At 65.6% G+C, this 20,109-nt stretch carries 22 protein-coding genes, 1 pseudogene and 1 riboswitch; of the genes and pseudogenes, 9 read left to right on the forward strand and 14 right to left on the reverse strand.

Annotated elements, in window-relative coordinates:
- Positions 1-11: 11 nt before the first annotated feature.
- Complete coding sequence (locus I6L39_RS04700) at positions 12-632, forward strand: PepSY-associated TM helix domain-containing protein (RefSeq protein WP_216991176.1); 621 nt, start codon at positions 12-14, stop codon at positions 630-632.
- A gap of 160 nt (positions 633-792) precedes the next feature.
- On the forward strand, positions 793-1,827 hold the full coding sequence (locus I6L39_RS04705) for an acyltransferase (protein ID WP_216991177.1): 1,035 nt from the start codon (positions 793-795) through the stop codon (positions 1,825-1,827).
- Here the strand turns inward: I6L39_RS04705 and I6L39_RS04710 are convergent.
- A complete protein-coding gene (locus I6L39_RS04710) occupies positions 1,799-2,155 on the reverse strand; it encodes a helix-turn-helix domain-containing protein (protein ID WP_216991178.1) in 357 nt (118 codons plus the stop codon). The genes I6L39_RS04705 and I6L39_RS04710 overlap by 29 nt on opposite strands.
- A 121-nt stretch (positions 2,156-2,276) precedes the next feature.
- On the opposite strand from I6L39_RS04710, the gene I6L39_RS04715 reads away from it, so the two are divergent.
- Positions 2,277-2,582 (forward strand): monooxygenase, encoded by a 306-nt coding sequence (locus I6L39_RS04715; RefSeq protein WP_103858777.1) that lies wholly within the window; start codon positions 2,277-2,279, stop codon positions 2,580-2,582.
- Between the two features lie 12 nt (positions 2,583-2,594).
- Here I6L39_RS04715 and I6L39_RS04720 read toward each other — a convergent pair whose 3' ends face one another.
- Positions 2,595-3,209, reverse strand: a complete 615-nt coding sequence (locus I6L39_RS04720; protein WP_216991179.1) for an outer membrane beta-barrel protein — start codon at positions 3,207-3,209, stop codon at positions 2,595-2,597.
- Positions 3,210-3,413: 204 nt separating this feature from the next.
- Here I6L39_RS04720 and I6L39_RS04725 point away from each other — a divergent pair, with 204 nt between their 5' ends.
- The gene (locus tag I6L39_RS04725) at positions 3,414-4,052 is read left to right on the forward strand and encodes an exopolysaccharide biosynthesis protein (RefSeq protein ID WP_042077924.1); all 639 of its coding nucleotides are present in this window, start codon (positions 3,414-3,416) and stop codon (positions 4,050-4,052) included.
- 75 nt (positions 4,053-4,127) lie between these two features.
- Here the strand turns inward: I6L39_RS04725 and I6L39_RS04730 are convergent, their stop codons facing one another.
- The gene (locus I6L39_RS04730; protein ID WP_216991180.1) at positions 4,128-5,018 is read right to left on the reverse strand and encodes a sensor domain-containing diguanylate cyclase; all 891 of its coding nucleotides are present in this window, start codon (positions 5,016-5,018) and stop codon (positions 4,128-4,130) included.
- Positions 5,019-5,259: 241 nt separating this feature from the next.
- Positions 5,260-5,844: a penicillin-binding protein activator LpoB gene (locus I6L39_RS04735; protein ID WP_216991181.1), complete on the reverse strand. Its 585-nt coding sequence runs from the start codon at positions 5,842-5,844 to the stop codon at positions 5,260-5,262.
- A gap of 223 nt (positions 5,845-6,067) precedes the next feature.
- On the opposite strand from I6L39_RS04735, the gene I6L39_RS04740 reads away from it, so the two are divergent.
- The 3 genes and pseudogenes from I6L39_RS04740 to I6L39_RS20235 form a co-directional block, all read left to right on the forward strand.
- Entirely contained in the window at positions 6,068-6,703 is a 636-nt protein-coding gene (locus tag I6L39_RS04740; protein WP_216991182.1) for a Vat family streptogramin A O-acetyltransferase, read from the forward strand.
- A gap of 28 nt (positions 6,704-6,731) precedes the next feature.
- A complete protein-coding gene (locus tag I6L39_RS04745; protein WP_216991183.1) occupies positions 6,732-7,148 on the forward strand; it encodes a GNAT family N-acetyltransferase in 417 nt (138 codons plus the stop codon).
- Positions 7,148-7,246 (forward strand): annotated as a pseudogene (locus I6L39_RS20235) (GNAT family N-acetyltransferase); the annotation flags it as partial. The gene I6L39_RS04745 and the pseudogene I6L39_RS20235, both read left to right, overlap by 1 nt.
- Before the next feature lie 131 nt (positions 7,247-7,377).
- Here the strand turns inward: I6L39_RS20235 and I6L39_RS04750 are convergent.
- The 9 genes from I6L39_RS04750 to I6L39_RS04790 form a co-directional block, all read right to left on the reverse strand.
- Positions 7,378-7,917 carry a transposase gene (locus I6L39_RS04750; protein WP_084202883.1) on the reverse strand — a complete coding sequence of 180 codons (540 nt, stop codon included), beginning with the start codon at positions 7,915-7,917 and terminating at the stop codon, positions 7,378-7,380.
- A gap of 774 nt (positions 7,918-8,691) precedes the next feature.
- Positions 8,692-9,762 (reverse strand): 2-iminoacetate synthase ThiH, encoded by a 1,071-nt coding sequence (thiH, locus tag I6L39_RS04755; RefSeq protein ID WP_254203736.1) that lies wholly within the window; start codon positions 9,760-9,762, stop codon positions 8,692-8,694.
- A 197-nt stretch (positions 9,763-9,959) separates the two neighbouring features.
- Positions 9,960-10,727, reverse strand: coding sequence for a thiazole synthase (locus I6L39_RS04760; protein WP_216991185.1), 768 nt, complete (start codon positions 10,725-10,727; stop codon positions 9,960-9,962).
- 85 nt (positions 10,728-10,812) lie between these two features.
- Entirely contained in the window at positions 10,813-11,019 is a 207-nt protein-coding gene (gene thiS, locus I6L39_RS04765) for a sulfur carrier protein ThiS (protein WP_216991186.1), read from the reverse strand.
- Positions 11,016-11,810, reverse strand: a complete 795-nt coding sequence (locus I6L39_RS04770; RefSeq protein ID WP_216991187.1) for a HesA/MoeB/ThiF family protein — start codon at positions 11,808-11,810, stop codon at positions 11,016-11,018. Before I6L39_RS04770 ends, thiS begins: the two co-directional genes overlap by 4 nt.
- Positions 11,800-13,410 (reverse strand): thiamine phosphate synthase, encoded by a 1,611-nt coding sequence (gene thiE, locus I6L39_RS04775; protein ID WP_216991188.1) that lies wholly within the window; start codon positions 13,408-13,410, stop codon positions 11,800-11,802. Before thiE ends, I6L39_RS04770 begins: the two co-directional genes overlap by 11 nt.
- A complete protein-coding gene (gene thiC, locus I6L39_RS04780) occupies positions 13,407-15,449 on the reverse strand; it encodes a phosphomethylpyrimidine synthase ThiC (RefSeq protein WP_216991189.1) in 2,043 nt (680 codons plus the stop codon). The genes thiE and thiC overlap by 4 nt, the downstream gene beginning before the upstream one ends.
- Positions 15,450-15,714: 265 nt before the next feature.
- Positions 15,715-15,828, reverse strand: a riboswitch (TPP riboswitch).
- Positions 15,829-15,894: 66 nt separating this feature from the next.
- Complete coding sequence (locus tag I6L39_RS04785) at positions 15,895-16,380, reverse strand: hypothetical protein (protein WP_216991190.1); 486 nt, start codon at positions 16,378-16,380, stop codon at positions 15,895-15,897.
- A gap of 78 nt (positions 16,381-16,458) precedes the next feature.
- Positions 16,459-16,887 carry a hypothetical protein gene (locus I6L39_RS04790; protein WP_216991191.1) on the reverse strand — a complete coding sequence of 143 codons (429 nt, stop codon included), beginning with the start codon at positions 16,885-16,887 and terminating at the stop codon, positions 16,459-16,461.
- Between the two features lie 90 nt (positions 16,888-16,977).
- Between I6L39_RS04790 and I6L39_RS04795 the strand changes: the two genes are divergently transcribed.
- On the forward strand, positions 16,978-17,646 hold the full coding sequence (locus I6L39_RS04795) for a response regulator transcription factor (protein WP_216991192.1): 669 nt from the start codon (positions 16,978-16,980) through the stop codon (positions 17,644-17,646).
- Complete coding sequence (locus I6L39_RS04800; RefSeq protein WP_216991193.1) at positions 17,643-18,905, forward strand: HAMP domain-containing sensor histidine kinase; 1,263 nt, start codon at positions 17,643-17,645, stop codon at positions 18,903-18,905. The genes I6L39_RS04795 and I6L39_RS04800 overlap by 4 nt, the downstream gene beginning before the upstream one ends.
- Before the next feature lie 131 nt (positions 18,906-19,036).
- Here I6L39_RS04800 and rimK read toward each other — a convergent pair whose 3' ends face one another.
- The gene (rimK, locus tag I6L39_RS04805) at positions 19,037-19,933 is read right to left on the reverse strand and encodes a 30S ribosomal protein S6--L-glutamate ligase (protein ID WP_216991194.1); all 897 of its coding nucleotides are present in this window, start codon (positions 19,931-19,933) and stop codon (positions 19,037-19,039) included.
- Between the last annotated feature and the right edge of the window lie 176 nt (positions 19,934-20,109).

A 20,109-nucleotide genomic window follows, 5' to 3' on the forward strand; every position in this document is an offset into this window, starting at 1 on the left:
ACACACGAGCAATGACACCCAGAAGACTCCCCCTGCACAACAACAAGTGGGTGCGCCGCATCCACGCCTGGGCCGGCTTTGCCACCCTCACCCTGATGCTGCTCTACGGCCTCACCGGCCTCTGGCTGCAACACAGGGCCGTGCTGCCCCTGCCGGGCCCCCACACCGGGAAATCCAGCGAGGAGATAGTGCTGAGCACGCCGCTGGCCAGCCCGGATGAACTGAAGGCCCTGCTGCAACAACGCTATGCGGAGGTATTCGAGGAGGGGCGACCCCAGATCACTCCGCCCCAGACCCTGCCCACGCCATCCGGCCCCCTCACCCTGCCGGCCCGCTGGGAGCTGCGCGGCGTCACTCTCAGCCAGAGCGTGGCCGCCAGCTATGTGGAAGGCACCCTGCTGGTGCGCACCGAGCTGCAGCAGGCCAACTTCGCCGCCAGCCTCAACCGGCTGCACCGCGGCATGGGCACCGGCCTGCCCTGGCAACTGGTGGGAGATCTGGCGGCGCTGGCCATGCTGCTGCTGGCCCTCACCAGCCTGCTGATGTGGAACAAGCTGCACGGCCCCGCCGGTCGCGGCATCGCCCTGTTGCTGCTGGGCGCCCTGGTCACCGTGCTGGTGGCCCTGCTCTGAGCCGCAGCCCGCGACCGGCATCCACGGAGTAACACCCCGTCGGCCGAGGTAACAAAGGGTAACCGGTCACGAGCGGGGTCACAGTTGGCGGCCTGGCGGCTGGATGGGGGTCGCCTGCGGCTGATAGGGTGCGCCCAGATCCCGAACACCGCGAGGAATCATGCGCATCTCCAGCATCGAATGCGGGCGAGTGGTGGCCATCCTGGCCGTGATGACCATTCATCTCTCCCCCTTCAGCAACCCCTTCGATCCCGCCCTGTGGGACGGCACGCCCTACCCCCTGCTCGGGGCCGTCATCAATCAGCTCTGCCGCTTCGCGGTGCCGCTCTTCTTCCTGTGCGCCGGCTACTTCTTGCAACCCGTCCTCGCCGCGGGTCACCCACTGACGGTCGCACTGCGCTACTGCCGCCCCCTGCTGGGGCTCTGGCTGGCCTGGAGCCTGCTCTATCTGCTGGTGCCCTTCAATCCGGTCGCGGCGGTGAGCGAGGGCTACCTGTCCGCCATGGCGGGCCAGTGGCAGATGCAGCTGGGGGATCCGCTCAACGTCTGGTGGGTGGGCGGCATGATCCACCTCTGGTTCCTGCCCGCCCTGATGGTGGCTGTGCTGATCCTGGGGCTCTGCCAGCAGGCCCGCCTGCCGAGACTGGCCCTGCTGCTGGGCGCCCTGCTCTACGGACTGGCCCTGATCGGCGGCTCCTATGGCCCGCTGCTGGGGGGCGAATGGGCCCTGCTGACCCGCAACGGCCCCTTCTTCTCCCTGCTCTTCGTGGCCCTGGGTGCCGAGCTGCGCCTGCGCACCTGGCAGCCGGACGCCAGGCGCTGCGCCCTGATGATGGTGGCGGGGATGGGGCTTTACGCCCTGGAGGCCGCAGGCCTGCTGCGCGTTGCCGCCGTCCCCCTCGCTCGTCACGACTTCCTGCTGGGCTCCCTGCCCTGGGCGCTGGGGCTGTTCGGCCTGCTGCTGGCCAACCCGGCGTGGGGCAAGGACAGCTGGCTGGAGCGCCAGGCGCCCAAGGTGCTCGGCCTCTACTGTCTGCACATGATGCTGGTGGTGTGGCTGATGATCTTCGGCCCCCAGGGCAAGCTGGTGTGGTGGGAACTCCTCAAGGTGCCCGCGCTGCTGGCTCTCACCCTGCTCGGCTACCGGCTGCTGGCGACCACCGCCCTCAGCCGCCGGTTGCTGCGGGCTCGCTAGAAACAGGACCCTGACCGGCCAGCAGGTCGGCGTGGTTCAGCGCAAAATCGTGCATCTGCTGGAGCAGGGGGAGCAGGGCGACGCCAAGCGGGCTCAGGCTGTACTCCACCCTGGGCGGCACGTCCGGGTAGAGGGTGCGGATGATGACACCGTCGCTCTCCAGCTCCTTGAGCTGGGCGGTGAGCACCTTCTGGCTCACCTCGGGCAGGCAGCGGCGCAGATCGCCGAAGCGCAGGGTCTTTTCGCGCAGATGAAACAGAATGGCCGGCTTCCATTTGCCGGTCAGCAGGCGCAATACCTGATAGGCGGGACAGGGCAGTGAGGGCACGGTATGGCTCGTGAGTGGTTACTTTGCGGTAACTATGCCACGAAAATGTGCCTTCTTGCAGCCAAGATGCCGGCTTCCTATGATGCGGATTCCGTCAATCAACACCCACGAGAGGTTTATCATGCCCAGCCTGCTGCAGATCCATTTCAACTTCCCCGCCGAGATGATGGGACCAGCCCTCACTGCTGCGGCCATGCCGCTGGCCGACTCCATCACCCGGGAGCCCGGCTTCATCTCCAAGATCTGGACCGAAAACCCGCGCACCGGCGAGGCGGGCGGCATCTATCTGTTCGAGGATGAGGGAAGCGCCCTCGCCTACGCCACCATGCACGAGCAGCGGGTGCTCGCCATGGGCGCCAGCGCGGTGCAGTACAAGGTGTTCGACGTCAACGAGCCCCTGAGTCGCCTCACCAAGGGCATCGTCTAGCCCGAGCGGGGCTCAGAACCTCAGGGTCAAGCCGATATTGGCCTGCCACTGGGTGATCAGCTCTCCCCGCACCCGGAAGGCGCAGACCTCGGGGTTGCAGAGAAACGCGCTGTCGTCGTTGACCAGGGAGCCGTAGCCGCGCACCTCGGCCCGCAGCGCCAGGTGTTCGGCCAGGCGCGGCTGCACCCCGAGCGCCAGGGACATGGAGGGAGCCGTCTCGCTGTCGTAGGCATCGAAGCGGGTCACCCCTATCCCCGCGCCTAGATAGGGCGCCATCAGGTTGTCGGAGAGAAACAGGGCCCCGGCGAAGTGCAGGGTATCCACCGTCAGCCTGTCGGGCAGCTCGGGGGACACCCGGGTCGACTGGTGGCTGTAGAGCAGCTCTATCATGCCCGGATCGTCCACCTCCCTGCTGATGAAGAGGCCCCAGCTGCCCGAGCTCTCCCCCTGCAGGCTGTCGAGGTCGCCGCCATGGGGCGTGGGCTCGGGTTCGTCCATGGCCTCGAAGTCGATGGACGAGCTGTATCCCGCAAAGGGCGTCAGCTGCCAGCCAGGCACGGGGGGCTCGGCAGCCCAGCCCGCTAGGGGCAGCAACAACCCCGACACCATCCTCTTCGCTCCCCTCATGGTCCTCTCCCTTTGACAAAAATATGCGAAAAGCATATCAGAGCCTGCGACGCTCGCCCTTGATGGGGCCTGTATCACCCCGTTGGGTCCCCGGCCCCGAGATCCATTTCTTGCGCCGGTTCACATTATTCATCTGGGATTAACCTCTGCTGCGTAAGCTGGCGGCGCCACAGAGGTGGCGTCAACAGGATGAGGATCCCAGGAATGGTTGCCGCGCAACTCAACGACCCCCAAAGCACACTTGCCGATACCCTGAGGGCCACCGCCCACGCCATCGAGGAGAGCCACATCAGCCTGCGCCAGATGCTGGCCCTGGTAGGCGAACAGGGCATGCTGCTGTTTTGCGTGCTGCTCACCGTCCCCTTCCTGCTGCCGGTCTCCATCCCCGGCGTCAGCACCCCGTTCGGGCTGCTGATCCTCTTCATCGGCATCGGCATCACCCTCAACCGGGTGCCCTGGCTGCCCGCCGTCCTGATGGAGCGCCGCTTCGCCGCCGAGCACATCAAACCGGCCCTGCACAAGGGGGCGGATCTGCTGGCCCGCATCGACCGCCTCATCCGGCCGCGCCTGCTGATCCTGACCGGCAGCTACGCCATCAACCGCTGCAACGGCCTGCTGATCATGCTGGCGGCCCTGCTGCTGATGCTGCCCCTTGGCGCCATTCCCTTCACCAACGCCATGCCCGCCTGGGCCATCCTGCTGCTGGCCATCGGCATGCTGCAGCGGGACGGTCTTTTCGTCGCCCTCGGCTACGCCCTGGTGAGTGCCACCCTGGTCTGGTTCAGCGCGCTGGCCATCGGCCTGCTGATGGCGGGCCAGAATATCTCGACGCTGTTTGGCTGAAACGGCGCCCAGACGCAGACAAATGAAAGAGGGCGACACTATGTCGCCCTCTTTCGTTGCAAGCCTGGGTGCCTTTCAGGGATCCCCTGCGTGGGCCACCCGGTTGCGCCCGCCCCGCTTGGCCCGATAGAGCCACTCGTCCGCCCGGGCCAGCACGGTGCCGAGATCCTCTCCCGGCCGGATCAGGGTGGTGCCCAGGCTCACAGTCACGGGGGCGGGATCCGGCGCCAGGGCCGCCACCGCGGCGCGGATCCGCTCAGCCACCTTCAGCAGTATCCCCTCGTCTATCTGCGGTAACAGGATCAGGAACTCCTCGCCGCCGCTGCGCACGAAGAGATCCTCCCCCCGCAGCTGGGCGGCCACGCAGTCGCAGACGCGGCACAGCACCCTGTCCCCGGTCTGGTGGCCGAAGCGATCGTTGATCTGCTTGAAGTGGTCGAGATCCAGCATGATGAGGCCGGTGAGCTGCTGCCCCTGCACCCTGTGGTGATAGTGTTCGAAGAAGAAGTGGCGGTTGTAGAGGCCGGTGAGCTGATCCGTCTCCCCGAGCCGCTTGAGCCGCTGTTGCAGCTCGTGCTGGCGGGTGATGCTGCGGGTCACCCAGGCCACCGCCCGCTTGCCGTCGTAGAGGGAGGGCAGCGGCGCTATCTTGCCCTCGAAGCGCTGCATCCCCTGGGGGCCCGCCTCGGCATCGATGCCGTCCACCTCGGCGGGGGAGAGGTCATACTCCACCACCTGCACCTGGCCGCTGGCGAGGGCCTGGGCCACCTGCGCCATCACCCACAGGGCCTTGTCCTCGGGCAGCACGTCCAGCAGTCGCCTGCCGATGAGCGGGTTGCCGTTCTGGTAGGACTGCTGCTCCACCCCGCCGATGTATTCGATGTAATAACCGTCTTCGCTGAGGATGAAGACGGGATCCGGCAGCTGGGCCATCACTTCATAGAGTTGTGCCACTGTGAGGGCCATCCGTGCTCCTTGTTATCTGAGGGGAGGCTCCCCCTGTTATACAGGACTCACGGAGTATCGCACAGAAGGGAAGATCCGCCGCCGGGCCATGATCGATCAGTTGGTACTGCGCATCGACGGCGCATGGGAAAGGCGGAGGAGGCCGCCTGCAACATCGGCAAGCCGGCCCCGGTCGCAGGACAGGCCGGGGGATATCACGGGCGAGGCCGGCTCCCGCCCGAGCGGGATCCGGCGAGAGGTATCAGCGGGCGGCGGAGCGGCTGGCGTTCCAGAGCAGCTCGCCGCTCTTGAGATCCATCAGGCTCATGGCGAGCCGGTAGCGGCTCCCCTCGGAGACGAGATCCCCGTAGAGCATGTAGCCCGCCCCGGTCTGGCGACCCAGGCGCACCAGGGAGGCGGGGTTCATGCCCCCCTGCTGGTATTCGAGCTGACCCGTGATGGCCGCCACCTGGCCCGGGTCGGCGAAGCGAAAGCCGCTGTTGGCCTGAATGCGCTGGATCATGGCCACCGCCATGGGCTGGGTACTGAAAGGCTCACCTGTACCGTTCTGGGGTGCCATCAGCAGCAGCACCGGGCTGCTGCCCGCGATCGACTGCACCTCGGCAGACTTCAGGAAGGCGTCCGCCATGGAGACCGCCAGCCCCGTCGGCGCCACCGGCTTGAGCGCCGGCACCGGCTCGGCCTTGTCAGGCTCGGCCACGGGTTTCTCTGGTTTGGTCACCGGCTTGTCCGGCTCTCCGACCGGTGCAGGCGTCCCCCCATAGGGATTGACCGCACAACCGCCCAGCAACAGGGCACCCACCATCAACAAGGAACGCAGCTTCATCTTTTCTCTCCGCCAGAAGTCCGCAAGGCGCACTTCGTCCATCATCCAGTTTGACGGAGCCCGGCTCCGCCTCCCCTCCATGCTAGAGACAAACCCGCCCCGGGTCGATGCGCACATGGTCAGGGGGCGACAGAGACTGGCGAAGCGGAGGGCACAAAAGGGTGGCAAGGCTCCACCCGATTCCGTTAGGGTAGCCTGAGCCCAGACCCCAGAGGAGCCCCCCATGCACGGACCCGATCCCGCCAATCCCCACCCCATGAACGGCTTCCCCCAGGTGTGCTTTATCAAGAACACCATCAAGGGGCCCAATATCGAGGTGGGTGACTACACCTATTACGACGACCCGGAGGATTCGGCGGGCTTCGAGCGCAACGTCCTCTACCACTTCCCCTTCATCGGCGACAAGCTCATCATCGGCAAGTTCTGCGCCATCGCCCGCGGGGTCAAGTTCATCATGAATGGCGCCAACCACCAGACCTCCGGCTTCTCCACCTACCCCTTCTTCATCTTCGGCAATGGTTGGGAGAGCTCCGCCCCCGCCCCGGGCAGCCTCCCCTACAAGGGCGATACCGTGATCGGCAACGACGTCTGGATTGGCTATGACGCCCTGATCATGCCGGGGGTAAAAGTCGGCAACGGCGCCATCATCGCCGCCCGATCCGTGGTCACCGGTGACGTACCCGCCTATGCCGTGGTCGGCGGCAACCCCGCCAAGGTGATCCGCTACCGCTTCGACGATGACACCATCGCCCGTCTCAACGCCATCGCCTGGTGGGACTGGCCGGTAGAGCAGATCAGCCGCAACCTGCCGCTTATCAGCGGCGGCGAGATAGCCGCGCTGGAAGCGGCAACCCGTTAGAGACAACCACCATCAAGCAGGAAGCACTATGCAATTAACCCCACCCCAACCGCCTCGGGACGATGAGATCGAAGCGCTGCGCATTGGTCTCTCGGGCTACAACAAGGGTCACGCCGGCACCCATCTGCGCGAGCGGATCGCCAGCTTTATCAAGGATGAAGAGGGCAAGGTACACGGCGGCATCATCGCCGACATCAAGTGGGGCTGGCTGCACGTCGACTGGCTCTGGATCGACGAAAGCATCCGCCGCGATGGCTGGGGCGGCCGCCTGCTCGGCGCCATGGAGCAGTACGCCCAAAGCAAGGGCATCACCAACTACCATCTGGAAACCACCAGTTTTCAGGCCCTCCCCTTCTACCAGAAGCAGGGTTACGAGGTCTTTGGCCAGCTGCCCGATATGCCGCCGGGGCATGTGAGTTACTTTCTCAAAAAGCAGGAGCGCTGATGGCCTTCCCGCCCCTTGCCAATGCCCAGATCGTGATCCATCCCTTCGAGCCGGGCGATGCCGGCGAGTTTGTCCGAGCAGCACACGAAGCTATTGAGGTGACGCAGTCATTGACCTGTACCGTAATACCGTAGGGTGCAATGAACGAAGTGAATTGCACCTCTATCCTCACGAAAGCGGTGCAATGTGCTCCGCTTATTGCACCCTACGTTAACCACGTTAATGCCGATTATTTATCGTCGTGTGGCATTTCATATTCTGGTATGGAGCTATCTCCCCATGATAATGGATACCTGCCCTGCTGCACCCAACGATGGAAGGTGGAATATGGCCAATCTTTCGGGGCAGTTACCAGCCCATGTTTGACGGGATTGATATGGATGTAATCGAGATGATGATTGAAATCTTCCTGATCGCGGATCAGATGCTCCCAATAACGTCGCTGCCAAATACCCCGCTCGCCACGCTGCCAACGAGACTCTGAGCGAGCCTCTGAATTGGGTATTGCTCGTGAAAACTTGCTTTTGATTTGACGCCAGCGCAACGGAAAATTGGTATCCCCTTCCGGCAACTCCAACAGTGCATGTAGATGCTCGGGCAAGACAACCCAGCCGTGGATCCGGAATGGATGATTCTCTTGCACCTCCCTGACAACTGACCTCAGCAGATCGATCCGCTCGACCAGTAGATGGTTGTTCTGACGCTCACCCAGCACGACCGTAAAAAACCAGGTTCCTCCCGGTTGCCATGCCCGTTTGTAATTCGCCATGTATTGCCGACCTCACAATCAACCATGCTGTTAAATGTGGTTCAAACGAAGCAAAACGTAGGGTGCAATGAACAACGTGAATTGCACCTCTTGCCACAAAAGCGGTGCAATGCGCTCCGCTTATTGCACCCTACGACGCCCCCCTGAGGTTATGGTGGGCACGGTTTTGGTTCCCCCCTCCAATCAGCCAAGGGGAAGGGGCAAGGTCAGGAGCGCCATCAGGGATGATGGCGCAGACGCCGCCGGCACAGGGGCCAGATCGGGAGAGGGAGAGCGCAGCTCGACCCGATTTGGCGCGAGAACAGGGATGTTCGAAGCGGGCTTTGGCCGAAGCCATGGATGGCGAAGGCCAAAGGCCCGTCGGCGCGTGCCGTCGGACAAGCGGGTGAGGTGAAGGAACCCGACGAAGTCGGGCGAATAAGCGGGGGTGGCCGCTCGATTGGTGACTTTTCTTTGGCCACGCAAAGAAAAGTTACTCGCTCAAGCCCGAAGGGCGGGCGAAAACCCTTCGAGGCCAGCGGCCTCGCGTCCTGCACGGCAAGGCCGTGCCACCACACAACGGCTCCTGCCGCCAACACCATGCCTCGGAACGGACGATTACGCCTGACGGCTAATCGACCCTACGATGGCAATGAAATGCCGCATCAAGACCCCTCCCCAGCCCTCCCCTTCGCAGGGGAGGGGGCCAAAGAGTCGCCACCAGCAAGGTGTGTGGCCGAACAGCGCCCAATCATTATGCCGGGCGCCACCCGGTAAAGCGGGGCCTGGCCGCCCCTATCGGCCCAGGAAGGGTTCCCAGTCCTTAAACACCGGCTGCAACCCCGCCTGCCGCACGGCGGCGGCCACCTCTCCTACCGGCCTGTCGTCGTGAATGGCGAACTGCTCCAGCTCCTCTGCATCCCCTTCGGCATAGCCCCCCGGCTGGGTGCGCGACTCGGCCGACATCTGGGTGATGCCGAGGCGCACCGCGCCGTTGCGAAAGGTGGCGGACTCGCGAGTGGAGAGGGACAAGTCCAGGGTCGGCGAGAAGAGGCGCCAGGCGCAGATAAGCTGCGCCAGCTGGCGATCCGACATGACCACGGCAGGCTCCAGCCCACCGGTGCAGGGGCGCAGGCGCGGGAAGGAGAGCGAGTAGCGGCTCTGCCAGTGGTGGCGCTCAAGCCAGCTCAGATGCTCGGCGACAAAGTAACTGTCGGCGCGCCAGTCCGAGGAGAGACCGATGAGCGCCCCCAGCCCTATCTTGTCGATACCGGCGCGGCCCAGCCGATCCGGCGTGGCGAGGCGCCATGCGATGTCCCGCTTGTTGCCGCGCAGGTGGTGGCGGGCGTAGGTGGGGGCGTGGTAGGTCTCCTGATAGACCATGACCGAATCGAGGCCGAGGGTCTTGAGCTCGGCGTATTCTGCTTGCGAGAGGGGCTGCACCTCCATCCCCACCGTGCTGAAGTGGCGGCGGATGATGGGCATCACCTCGCGAAAATAGGCGAGCCCCACCTTGTGCTCGTGCTCGCCGGTCACCAGCAGCACGCTGTCGAAGCCACGCGCCTTGATGGCGAGGCACTCGCGCTCTATCTCCTCTGCATTCAATGTCTTGCGCTTGAGGCGGTTGCTCATGGAGAAGCCACAGTAGGTGCAGTCGTTGGCGCACAGATTCGACAGATAGAGCGGCACATAGAAGCCGATGGTGTTGCCAAAACGCTGGCGGGTCAGCCGCTCGGCCTCGGCCGCCATCTGCGGCAACCAGGCCTCGGCGGCCGGCGAGATCAGTGCCATAAAATCGGCCAGGGTGCGGCGGGGTGCGCTCAGGGCTCGCGCTACATCGGTGGCGGTCTTGGCGCGGATCTGCATGCCGATATCGTCCCACTCCAGTTCGCGCCATCTATCGAGAAAACTCTCCGACTTTCTCTCAACCCCCTCCCGGCCTCCCCCTTCACAAGGGGGAGGTGTTAATCCGCCCCCCCGGTCTCCTACTTCACAAGAGGGCGGAGTCAACACTCCCTCCCCTGGCAAGGGGAGGGTCGGGGTGGGGTCATTGGCATGCTGACTCATAACGCCCCCAGAAAGTCGGTGAGCGGGCTGGAGGCCTGCGCCTGCAGGGCGCGGGCGCCGAGACCCGCCTCATAGGCGCTGCGACCAGCAGTGCAGGCGAGCGCAAAGGCGCGGCCCATGGCGACCGGGTCACCGCTGACGGCGATGGCAGTGTTGACCAGCACGGCGTCGGCGCCGAGCTCGAAGGCCGCCGCCGCGTGGCTTGGCGCACCGATCCCCGCATCCACCACCACGGGCACATTGGCCTGCTCGACGATGATGGAGAGAAACTCCCGGGTCACCAGACCCTGGTTCGAGCCGATGGGGGCGCCGAGCGGCATCACGGCGGCGCAGCCCACCTCTTCCAGCCGTTTGCAGAGCACAGGGTCGGCGCCGCAGTAGGGCAGCACCACAAAGCCCTCTTTCACCAGTTGCTCGGCGGCTTTCAGCGTCTCGATGGGATCGGGCAGCAGATAGCGCGGATCGGGGTGGATCTCGAGCTTCAGCCAGTACGTTCCCAGCGCCTCACGGGCCAGGTGGGCGGCAAACACCGCCTCGGCGGCGGTCTTGGCGCCCGAGGTGTTGGGCAGCAGCTTGACCCCGAGTTTCAAAAGCGGGCTCAGGATATCGTCGTGGGCCTTGCCGGGTTCGAGGCGCTTGATGGCCATGGTGACGAGCTGGGAACCGCTCGCCTCGATGGCGGCGGCCATCAGATCCGGGCGGGCAAACTTGCCGGTGCCGGTGAAGAGGCGCGAGGAGAAGGTGTGATCGGCAATCTTGAGCATATCAGCCTCCGGCCACTGCGATAAGAAGAGATGAGGCCCCGCCGCAAGGCAGGGCGCTCGAAGATGGGACTGCGAGCATCATGGGTCAGCCTCCCGCAATGGCGGTGAAGATGTGAAGTTCGTCCCCGTCATTGAGACGGGTCTCGGCCCAGCGGCCACGGGGCAGCACGGCGCCGTTAAGGGCCACCGCTACCCCCTGGGGATTGATACCCTGGGCGGCCAGCAGGTCGGCCACGCTCTGCCCAGCCGCCAGCGGCTGGGCTTTATCGTTGAGTCGAATGGTCAAGGTCATGGGGTGATTTCCTTATCGTGTGTCGGGCATCGGCGCTGCCCGCAAACCGGGCAATCGGGATCGGGGGCCAAGGTGAGGGTCTGCCACTGATGGGTTAGCGCATCGAAGCGGCGCAATGTGCCAGCGACCGGGCTCGGCATCCCGAGCAGCAGTTTCAGTGCCTCCAGCGCCTGCAAAGAGCCCATCACCCCCACCAGCGGGCCGGTGACACCGCTGGTCTCGCAGCTCTGACTCACCTTGGTATCCAGCGGATAGAGGCAGGCGTAGCAGGCGTGATCGCTGCTGGTGCGCACCATCAGCTGCCCCTGCCAGCCCACTGCGGCGGCACAGACCCAGGGCTTGCCCTGGGCCACGCAGGCGGCGTTGATGGCGTGGCGGGTGGCGAGGTTGTCGCAGCAGTCGATCACCAGATCCACCTCGGTCACAAACTCCGGCAGGCTGGCGGCATCGAGTCGCTGATTGATGGCAATCAGCTCCACCAGCGGGTTGTGGGCGGACAAGCGCTCGCGGGCCAGCTCCGCCTTGGAGTGGTTGACCGCCTCGCTATCGAACAGGATCTGGCGCGGCAGATTGCTGGAGTCCACCGTATCGCCATCGGCCAGCCACAAAGTGCCCACCCCGGCCCCCGCCAGATAGAGGGCGAGCGGCGAGCCGAGCCCGCCCAAGCCCACGATCAGCACGGACTTATCTTTCAGCCGCGCCTGACCGGCTTCCCCCACTTCCGCCAGCATCAGCTGGCGGCCGTATCGCAGATACTCTTTGTCACTAAGAGAAGCGGCATCAGAGCGCATGTTCTGCCTCCCGTATCACGCTGGCCGAGCACGGCTCATCCCCCGCCCCCACGGCAGCGAGCAGCCGCTCGGTCGCGCCCAGCCAGTCATCGCTCGCCGTGATGGCCGAGACCAGCGCAATGCTGCCGACCCCGCTCCCCTTGACCGCCGCCACCCGCTCCTCGCTGATGCCACCGATGGCCACCGTGGGCCACTGCGCCATCAGGGTGCGGTAGCGGTGCAGCCGCGCCAGCCCCTGGGGGCGCGAAGGCATCGCCTTGGTGTTGGTCGGGAAGATATGGCCCAGCGCGATATAGGAGGGGGCAAGCTCGCGGGCCCGCATCAGCTCGAAGTAGCCGTGGGTGGAAATGCCAAGACGCAGCCCCGCCGCCTGAATGGCGGCGAGATCGGCGGTCTCCATATCCTCCTGCCCCAGATGCACGCCCCAGGCGCCCGCCTCGATGGCTTGCTGCCAGTAGTCGTTGATAAAGAGCCGCGCCCCATGGCGGCGACCGAGCGCGACCGCATCACGAATGGCCGGCGCCACCTGGGCGGCGGGCAGGTCCTTGATACGCAGCTGGATGGTTTTGACCCCGGCACCCAGCAGGCGCTTGAGCCACTTGACCGAGTCCACTACCGGATAGAGGCCGAGGTTGTGTTCGGTCGGCGCAAAGGGGCCCTGCGGCAGGCGGGCGCTGCTTTGCCCATAAAGTCCGAAGCGACGCTCCAGGGTTGAGCCCGCCAGCACGGCACGGGGGAAGTGGGCAAGATCTGAAGGCCAGCCGAGATGGGCGATGGGGCCGGGGCCCGCCCCCACCCCCTGCGCCGCCGCCAAGCCCTGTTGCAGGTAGGCCCGCGCCAGGGTGATGGCGTCCTCCACCGGGTAATCCTGCGCCACCACGGCGGCGATGGCGCTGGCGTAGCAGCAGCCGGTGCCGTGGCCGTGGCGGGTATCGAGGCGCGGCGCGGCCAGCCAGAATTCGCGGGTCTCGTCCTGGTAGTAGTCGAGGCAGTGATCCCCGCTCCAGCCGAGGTGGCCGCCCTTCACCAGCACGGCGCGGGCGCCGAGTTCCCGCAGCCGCACCGCCCCCGCCCGCACCAGCGCCGGGCTGGTCGCCGGAATGCCGGTCAGGGCTTCCAGTTCCGGACCGTTGGGGGTGATCAAGGAGAGGCGCGGCAGCAGGTGCTCGCGCACCGCCGCCAGCATGCCGGGCTCGGCCATGGGGGTGCCGGTGCTGGCGATGGCCACCGGGTCGTAGACCACGAAGGGAGCCTCGATGGTGCCCAGCCGGCGGGCCAGCACCTCCACGTGCAGCCGGGTCGGCAGCAGGCCTACCTTGATGGCGGTGGGTGGCAGATCCAGCCCCAGGGCGTCGATCTGGGCGGTGAAGGTCTGCATCAGCACGGGGTCGACCATCTTCACCGCCACCGAGTTCTGGGCCGTGATGGCGGAGATGACGGAGCAGCCGTGCACGCCCAGATCGTGCATCGTGTGCAGGTCGGCCTGAATGCCGGCCCCGCCGCCGGAGTCGGACCCGGCGATGGTCCAGACCACGGGGCGAGGGGCCGCCGTCACGGCGGACAGGTCGGCGGGGCTGACAGCCCCGCGCTCGCTGCTCACGCCTCCTCCCCTGCGGCCTGCTTCAGGGTCGCAGCCTGATGGTAGATCTCGCCGCCGGTCTCCTTGAAAGTTTCAGCCATGCGGGCCATGCCGCTCTCAACGTCGGCCTGCTTGAAGGTCTCCGGCTCCTTGTGGGCGATGCCGCTCTCCACCTCAGCCACCACCCGCTCCTGCTGACCGTCCATGCCGACCATCTTGATCTCCACGGCTTCCAGTTTCGCCGCGTAGTCGCGCACGTCCTGGGTGATCTTCATGGAGCAGAACTTGGGCCCGCACATGGAGCAGAAGTGGGCCACCTTGCCGGACTCCTGGGGCAGGGTCTCGTCGTGGTAGGCGCGGGCGGTGTCGGGATCCAGGGCCAGGTTGAACTGATCCTCCCAGCGAAACTCGAAGCGCGCCTTGGACATGGCGTTGTCGCGGATCTGGGCGCCCGGGTGGCCTTTGGCCAGATCCGCGGCGTGGGCGGCGATCTTGTAGGTGATGAGCCCCTGCTTCACGTCTTCCTTGTTGGGCAGGCCCAGGTGTTCCTTGGGAGTCACGTAGCAGAGCATGGCGCAGCCGTACCAGCCGATGAGCGCGGCACCGATGCCGGAGGTGAAGTGATCGTACCCCGGGGCAATGTCGGTGGTGAGCGGGCCCAGGGTATAGAAGGGCGCCTCGTGGCAGTGCTCCAGCTGCTCGGTCATGTTGCGCTCGATCATGTGCATGGGCACGTGGCCGGGGCCCTCGATCATCACCTGCACGTCGTATTCCCAGGCGATCCTGGTGAGCTCGCCCAGGGTGCGCAGCTCGGCGAACTGGGCCTCGTCGTTGGCGTCGTAGACGGAGCCCGGACGCAGACCGTCACCCAGCGACAGACTGACGTCGTAGGCGGCGCAGATCTCGCAGATCTCGCGGAAGTGCTCGTAGAGGAAGTTCTCCTTGTGATGGGAAAGGCACCACTTGGCCATGATGCTGCCACCACGGGAGACGATGCCGGTGAGGCGCTTGGCAGTCATGGGCACGAAGCGCAGCAAGACGCCGGCGTGGATGGTGAAGTAGTCCACCCCCTGCTCGGCCTGCTCCAGCAGGGTGTCACGGAACAGCTCCCAGGTGAGGTCTTCGGCGATGCCGTTGGTCTTCTCCAGCGCCTGATAGATGGGCACGGTGCCGATGGGCACCGGGCTGTTGCGCAGGATCCACTCGCGGGTCTCGTGGATGTAGCGGCCGGTGGAGAGATCCATCACGGTGTCGGCGCCCCAGCGGGTGGACCAGACCAGCTTCTCCACTTCCTCTTCGATGCTGGAAGTGACCGCCGAGTTGCCGATGTTGGCGTTGATCTTCACCAGGAAATTGCGGCCGATGATCATGGGCTCCGCTTCCGGGTGGTTGATGTTGCTGGGGATGATGGCGCGACCGGCGGCCACCTCATCGCGCACGAACTCGGGGGTGATGTTCTGGGGCAGTCTGGCGCCAAAACCCTGGCCCGGATGCTGAGTGCGCAGGAGCTCGGAGCGCACCCGCTCGCGGCCCATGTTCTCGCGGATGGCGATAAATTCCATCTCGGGGGTGACGATGCCTTGGCGGGCATAGTGCAGTTGGGTGACCCGGCGGCCCGGCTTGGCGCGGCGCGGTTTGGGCAGGTGTTCGAAGCGTAGGTGGTCGAGCCCCTCGTCCGCCAGACGCTCCTGAGTGAAGGTGGAGCTGAGACCCGGCAGTTCGTCGGTATCATCCCGCTCCAGCACCCAGGCTTCGCACAGGCGCGGCAGGCCGCGGCGCACGTCGATGGCGACCCCCTCCTCCCCGTAACGGCCAGAAGTGTCGTAGACCGGCACCGGCTCGTTGGGCTCGAACTGGGGAGCTTCCTTGGTGCCGCCGACGAAGGTGTCGGCCAGCTGGATTTCACGCAGTGGCACCCGGATGTCGGGGCGAGAACCCTGGATAAAGATGCGGCGGGAGTTGGGGTGAGCCATCCCCTTGAGGCTGTCGATAAAGGCCTGAGCGCTGGAGCGCTGCTCGCGGCGGCTGGATTTGGCGGTATCAGAGACATTGGTAGACATAGCAAAACTCACATTAACTGGTTGAAGTTATGGGTGTTTGCTTGTCTGGAGTTCGAGGAGAAGATGAACTTGCGGCGGGGTGTGCTCGGGGGAGTGAGCCGGGCATGGATCTTCCCTGCCCTGCCGTCCCGGTGTTTCCCTAGTCTGGAAACCCGGCGCCCTATGGACAACCGGACGGGACAGCCTCCCCCTCTGTGCGCCTGTGCCAGCCAGAGGCGGTCTGCGTCTGGCTGGCGGGAAGGTGCTCCTTCCCCGGCGCGGTAACCCGCAAGTTACCCTTGTTTCCCTTCGCAGGTCTTAACCTGATCAGGTTCCACGGATCCCGAATTAACGGTCTCAGCTTAGCGTCGTTCGACGGTCAGCACTCCGACAAGATGGCGCCAGTATAGGGGGGGAATTTTAAAGTACAAGGTTTTAACAAGTCAGACCTGTGGGCGCGGCTGACTCAGGGTTCGTTCGGATCATCTTCCGGATTGGGGATCAGGATCTCGGTGAGGCGGCCCTCCTCATCCCGGCTCAGCACCAGGCGGCGTCCCGGTTGCAGATCGGCGGCAGAGCCGTTGATCCAGCGAGTGTCGGCATCAAACACCAGCACGCCGAGATCCTGTAGCAGCAATGCCTGTCCCGAGTGGGCGAGCAGTCGATCCTCCGCTCGCCGCCAGTTGGCCCCGAGCGCCGGATCCGGCGCCCCGTCGAGCACCCGGATCTGCTCGGCCACGCCGTAACGGCTCTGGATCGCGAGGCGCATGCCGGGCACGAGCCCGTCGGGCAGGGTCACACCGTGCAGCTCGGCACTGCCGAGCTCCAGCTCGGCCCCCTGGAATTGCAGGCGCACCCCGTCGTTGTGCTCCAGCTCCACCAGCCAGAGCTCGGCGTCGTCGGCGAGGGTGCAGAAGGGCAACAGCAGCAGGCAGAGTGCGGTTCTGGTCATGGCTGGCGGTCCAGGGTCAGGGGATGAGGTTTAACTATGGGCCTGGACGGGCCATTTTTCCGGTCTCCCGCGACCGGCTCAGTCATCCTCCCGGCACTGGCTCAGGCGCATGCCGTCAAACCTGCACTCCAGCTCCAGCCAGCGCCCCTCGAACGGATCCAGACTCCCATCCGAGGTGACATAGCCCCAGATGCGGCCCCCCTCCACCGGCCCCTCCAGCTCCATCTCGTCCTCCTCTTCCAGCGGCTCCACCTCGCGAACGAGCCGCCGCGCCCCCTGCGCCGTCTCCTGCACCACCCCTTCCAGATCGACCCAGGTCCCGCCGAGATCGTCCTCATCCAGCCCGTCCTTGAAGCGGGTGCGCTCGTCGATCACGAAGGGAATGCCGTTGACCATCAACTGGCCAAGCTGCCAGCTGGTGCGGCCCGTGAGCTTGAACTCGGCCGCCTGCGCCAGACCAAAAGGCAATAGAATCAATAACCAGAAGGCGCGGAGAGACTTCTTCATCGGGGATCCTCGGGGTTACACTGGCACACAGGATGACGCATCCGGTGTGAAATGGCCGTGAAATGCCGGCCAGAACCAGGAGATCAAAGCATGAAAATACTGGTGGTGGAAGACAGTCCCCAGGTGGCGGAGACCATCATGGACTATCTGGAGCTGGCCGGGCACAGGGTGGATTGCGCCTATCACGGTCAGGCCGCCCTGCAACTGCTCGCCGAGCAGCGCTTCGACGTCATCATCATGGATGTCATGATGCCGCGCCTGGACGGCCTGCGCACCGTGGAGCGGCTGCGCTCGGACGGCATCTCGACCCCGGTGATCTTTCTCACCGCCCGCGACAGCCTGGAGGACAAGCTGGCAGGCTTCAAGGCGGGAGGGGACGACTACCTGGTCAAGCCCTTCGCCATGGAGGAGCTGGAGGTGCGGCTGCAGGCCCTGGGCCTGCGCGGCCCCCGAGGTGACATGGGCGCCCTCAGCTTCGGCGACCTGACGGTGGACACCGCCGCCGGTCGCGCCACCCGCGCCGGGGTGGAGCTCAAACTCGGCAAGATCCCGTTCCAGATCCTCAGCCTGCTGGTGAGGCGCGCCCCCCAGCTGGTGACGCGTCAGGAGGTGCTCGACACCGTCTGGGGGGACGAGGAGCCCGACTCCGACGCCCTGCGCAGTCACATCTATGCCCTGCGCAACGCCCTCGACAAGCCTTTCCCCGCCCCCATGCTGGAGACCCTGCACGGCCAGGGCTACCGGCTGGTGAAACCATGAGAGCCCCGCCACCGCCAGACCAGCAGGCCCCGGGCCTGCCGAGCCTGCGCCGACGGCTGGTGCTGGCGCTGGGGGGGGCCGGCCTGCTGCTGCTGATGATCCTGAGCCTGCTGATGGTGGTGGCCGAGGACAAGATGGAGGAGCTGAGCCTGCGCCACTGGCTGGAGGCCGAGGCGACCCGCTACGGCGACGACTGGCTGCGCCTGGGACCTGGGGCCCCCGCCCCCAGCCCGCGCCAGTTCTCCAGCTACTGGACCGAGGCGGGCCGCCTGCCGGCCTGGCTCAAGACCTACCGGAGCCCCGGCTTCTTCGAACACCAGCTGGGCGAGGAGGACAAGCACTTCCTGGTACGCGCCCACCCCTCGGGTCAGGGGCTGCTCTATCTGGTGTTCAACGACGACGCCGACGACTATCTGGACCCCTACGAAGACAAGCTGCATCTGGTCACCCGGTTGATCGGCCTGGCCCTGCTGCTGGGGAGCCTCGCCTTCGGCATCTGGCTGGTGCGCCACATCACCCGCCCCCTGGACAGGCTGCGCCAGCGCGTCGCCCACCTCACACCGGATCAGGGGGACTTCGTGCCGGATGCCCCCTGGCAGGAACTGCGTGACATCGAGCTGGCGCTGCTGGCGGGCAAGCACGAGGTGGCCGCCGTGTTCGCCCGCGAACAGGAGTTCAGCCGCTTCGCGAGCCACGAGCTGCGCACCCCCAACATGGTGATCCAGGGCTCCGCCGCCCTCCTAGGCAAGGTGGCGGACCTGCCCGCCCCGGCGGCCCGCGCCACCGCTCGCATCCGCGCCGCCGCCGACGAGATGGCCCTGCTCACCGAGACCTTCCTGCTGCTGGGGCGCAAGGAGGCCGTGGAGCGTACGCCCCAGCAGGTGGCCCCTCTCATTCGCCAGGAGCTGACCCGCCTCGCCCCCCTGCTGCAACGGGAGGCGCTGGACATTCGCCTGCAACTGGACGAGGAGAGCGAGGTAGAGGCCCCCCTCTCCCTGCTCGCCATTGCGCTCGGCAACCTCTTGAAAAACGCTCTGAGCTACGCCGAGGGCCATATCGAGATCGCACTGCACGAACGGGTGCTCACCATCAGCAACCCCACGACAGCCGCACCGGATCAGATCCTGGGCTACGGCTGCGGCCTCACCATCATCCAGCGCATCTGCGAGAAGCTGGGCTGGCAGATAGAGACCCGGCTGGAGGACGGCGTTTTCAGCGCCCGGCTGGCGATGATCGCCGGCGACCCCGGGGCGGCATAGCCCCTCCTCCCCGCCCCTTCTCCCGCAAGGGGAGACAACAACACTCCCCGGCAGGCCCGCTGCCCACCAGCCGGATAACGACAAGGCGCCCGAGGGCGCCCTGTTTTATCTGTCTGACACTCGTTTGGGACTCATTCCGCCGGCTTGTGCTTGCGACTCGCCTTGAGCTCCAGATACTCGATGATCTTGCCCGCTACGTCCTTGCCGGAGGCGGTCTCCACCCCCTGCAGGCCGGGGGAGGAGTTCACCTCCAGCACCAGGGGGCCGCGGGCGCTGCGCAGTATGTCCACCCCGGCCACGTCCAGCCCCATGATCTTGGCGGCCTGCACCGCGGTCGCCCGCTCCTCCGGGGTGATCTTGATGGCCGAGGCCTCGCCGCCCCGGTGCAGGTTGGAGCGAAACTCCCCCGGCTGGGCCTGACGACGCATGGCGGCCACCACCTTGCCGTTGACCACCAGGCAGCGGATGTCGGCGCCGTTCGCCTCGCGGATATACTCCTGCACCAGGATGTTGTTGTTGGTCTGGATGAAGGCCTCGATCACGCTCTCGGCGGCCTTCTGGGTCTCGCACAGCACCACCCCTATCCCCTGGGTCCCCTCCAGCAGCTTCACCACCAGGGGCGCCCCGCCCACCATGGTGATGAGGTCGGGCACGTCGTGGGTACTGTGGGCATAGCCGGTGATGGGCAGGCCTATGCCGTGACGGGAGAGCAGCTGCATGGCGCGCAGCTTGTCCCGGGAGCGGGAGATGGCCACCGAACTGTTGAGGGCCATGGTGTTCATCATCTCGAACTGGCGCAGCACGGCGGTGCCGTAGAAGGTGATGCTGGCCCCGATGCGCGGGATCACGGCGTCATAGCTCTCCAGTTCCCGTCCTTCGTAGTGGATAGAGGGATTGTGGGAGGCGATGTTCATGTAGCAGCGCAGGGTGTCGAGCACCTCGACCTGGTGCCCACGGGCCCGGGCCACTTCGACCAGGCGGCGGGTGGAGTAGTTGTTGGGCTCGCGGGATAAGATGGCAATATTCATGGCGATTCCGCTAGAAGGCTGTGCCTGGGCAGGATGGGGCGGGAGAGTATAAAGTGCCACAGCGCCAAGACAACGCCAATTGTTTATCCTGACAACAAGGCAAACCACGCAGAACTCCGCTATGCCATCCCGTTGTCATCCAGATGTCACACGGCGGCACCAGACTGGTCTGTCCC

This window comes from Aeromonas sp. FDAARGOS 1409 (assembly GCF_019048705.1).
In the GTDB taxonomy this organism is placed as follows: domain Bacteria; phylum Pseudomonadota; class Gammaproteobacteria; order Enterobacterales; family Aeromonadaceae; genus Aeromonas; species Aeromonas sanarellii.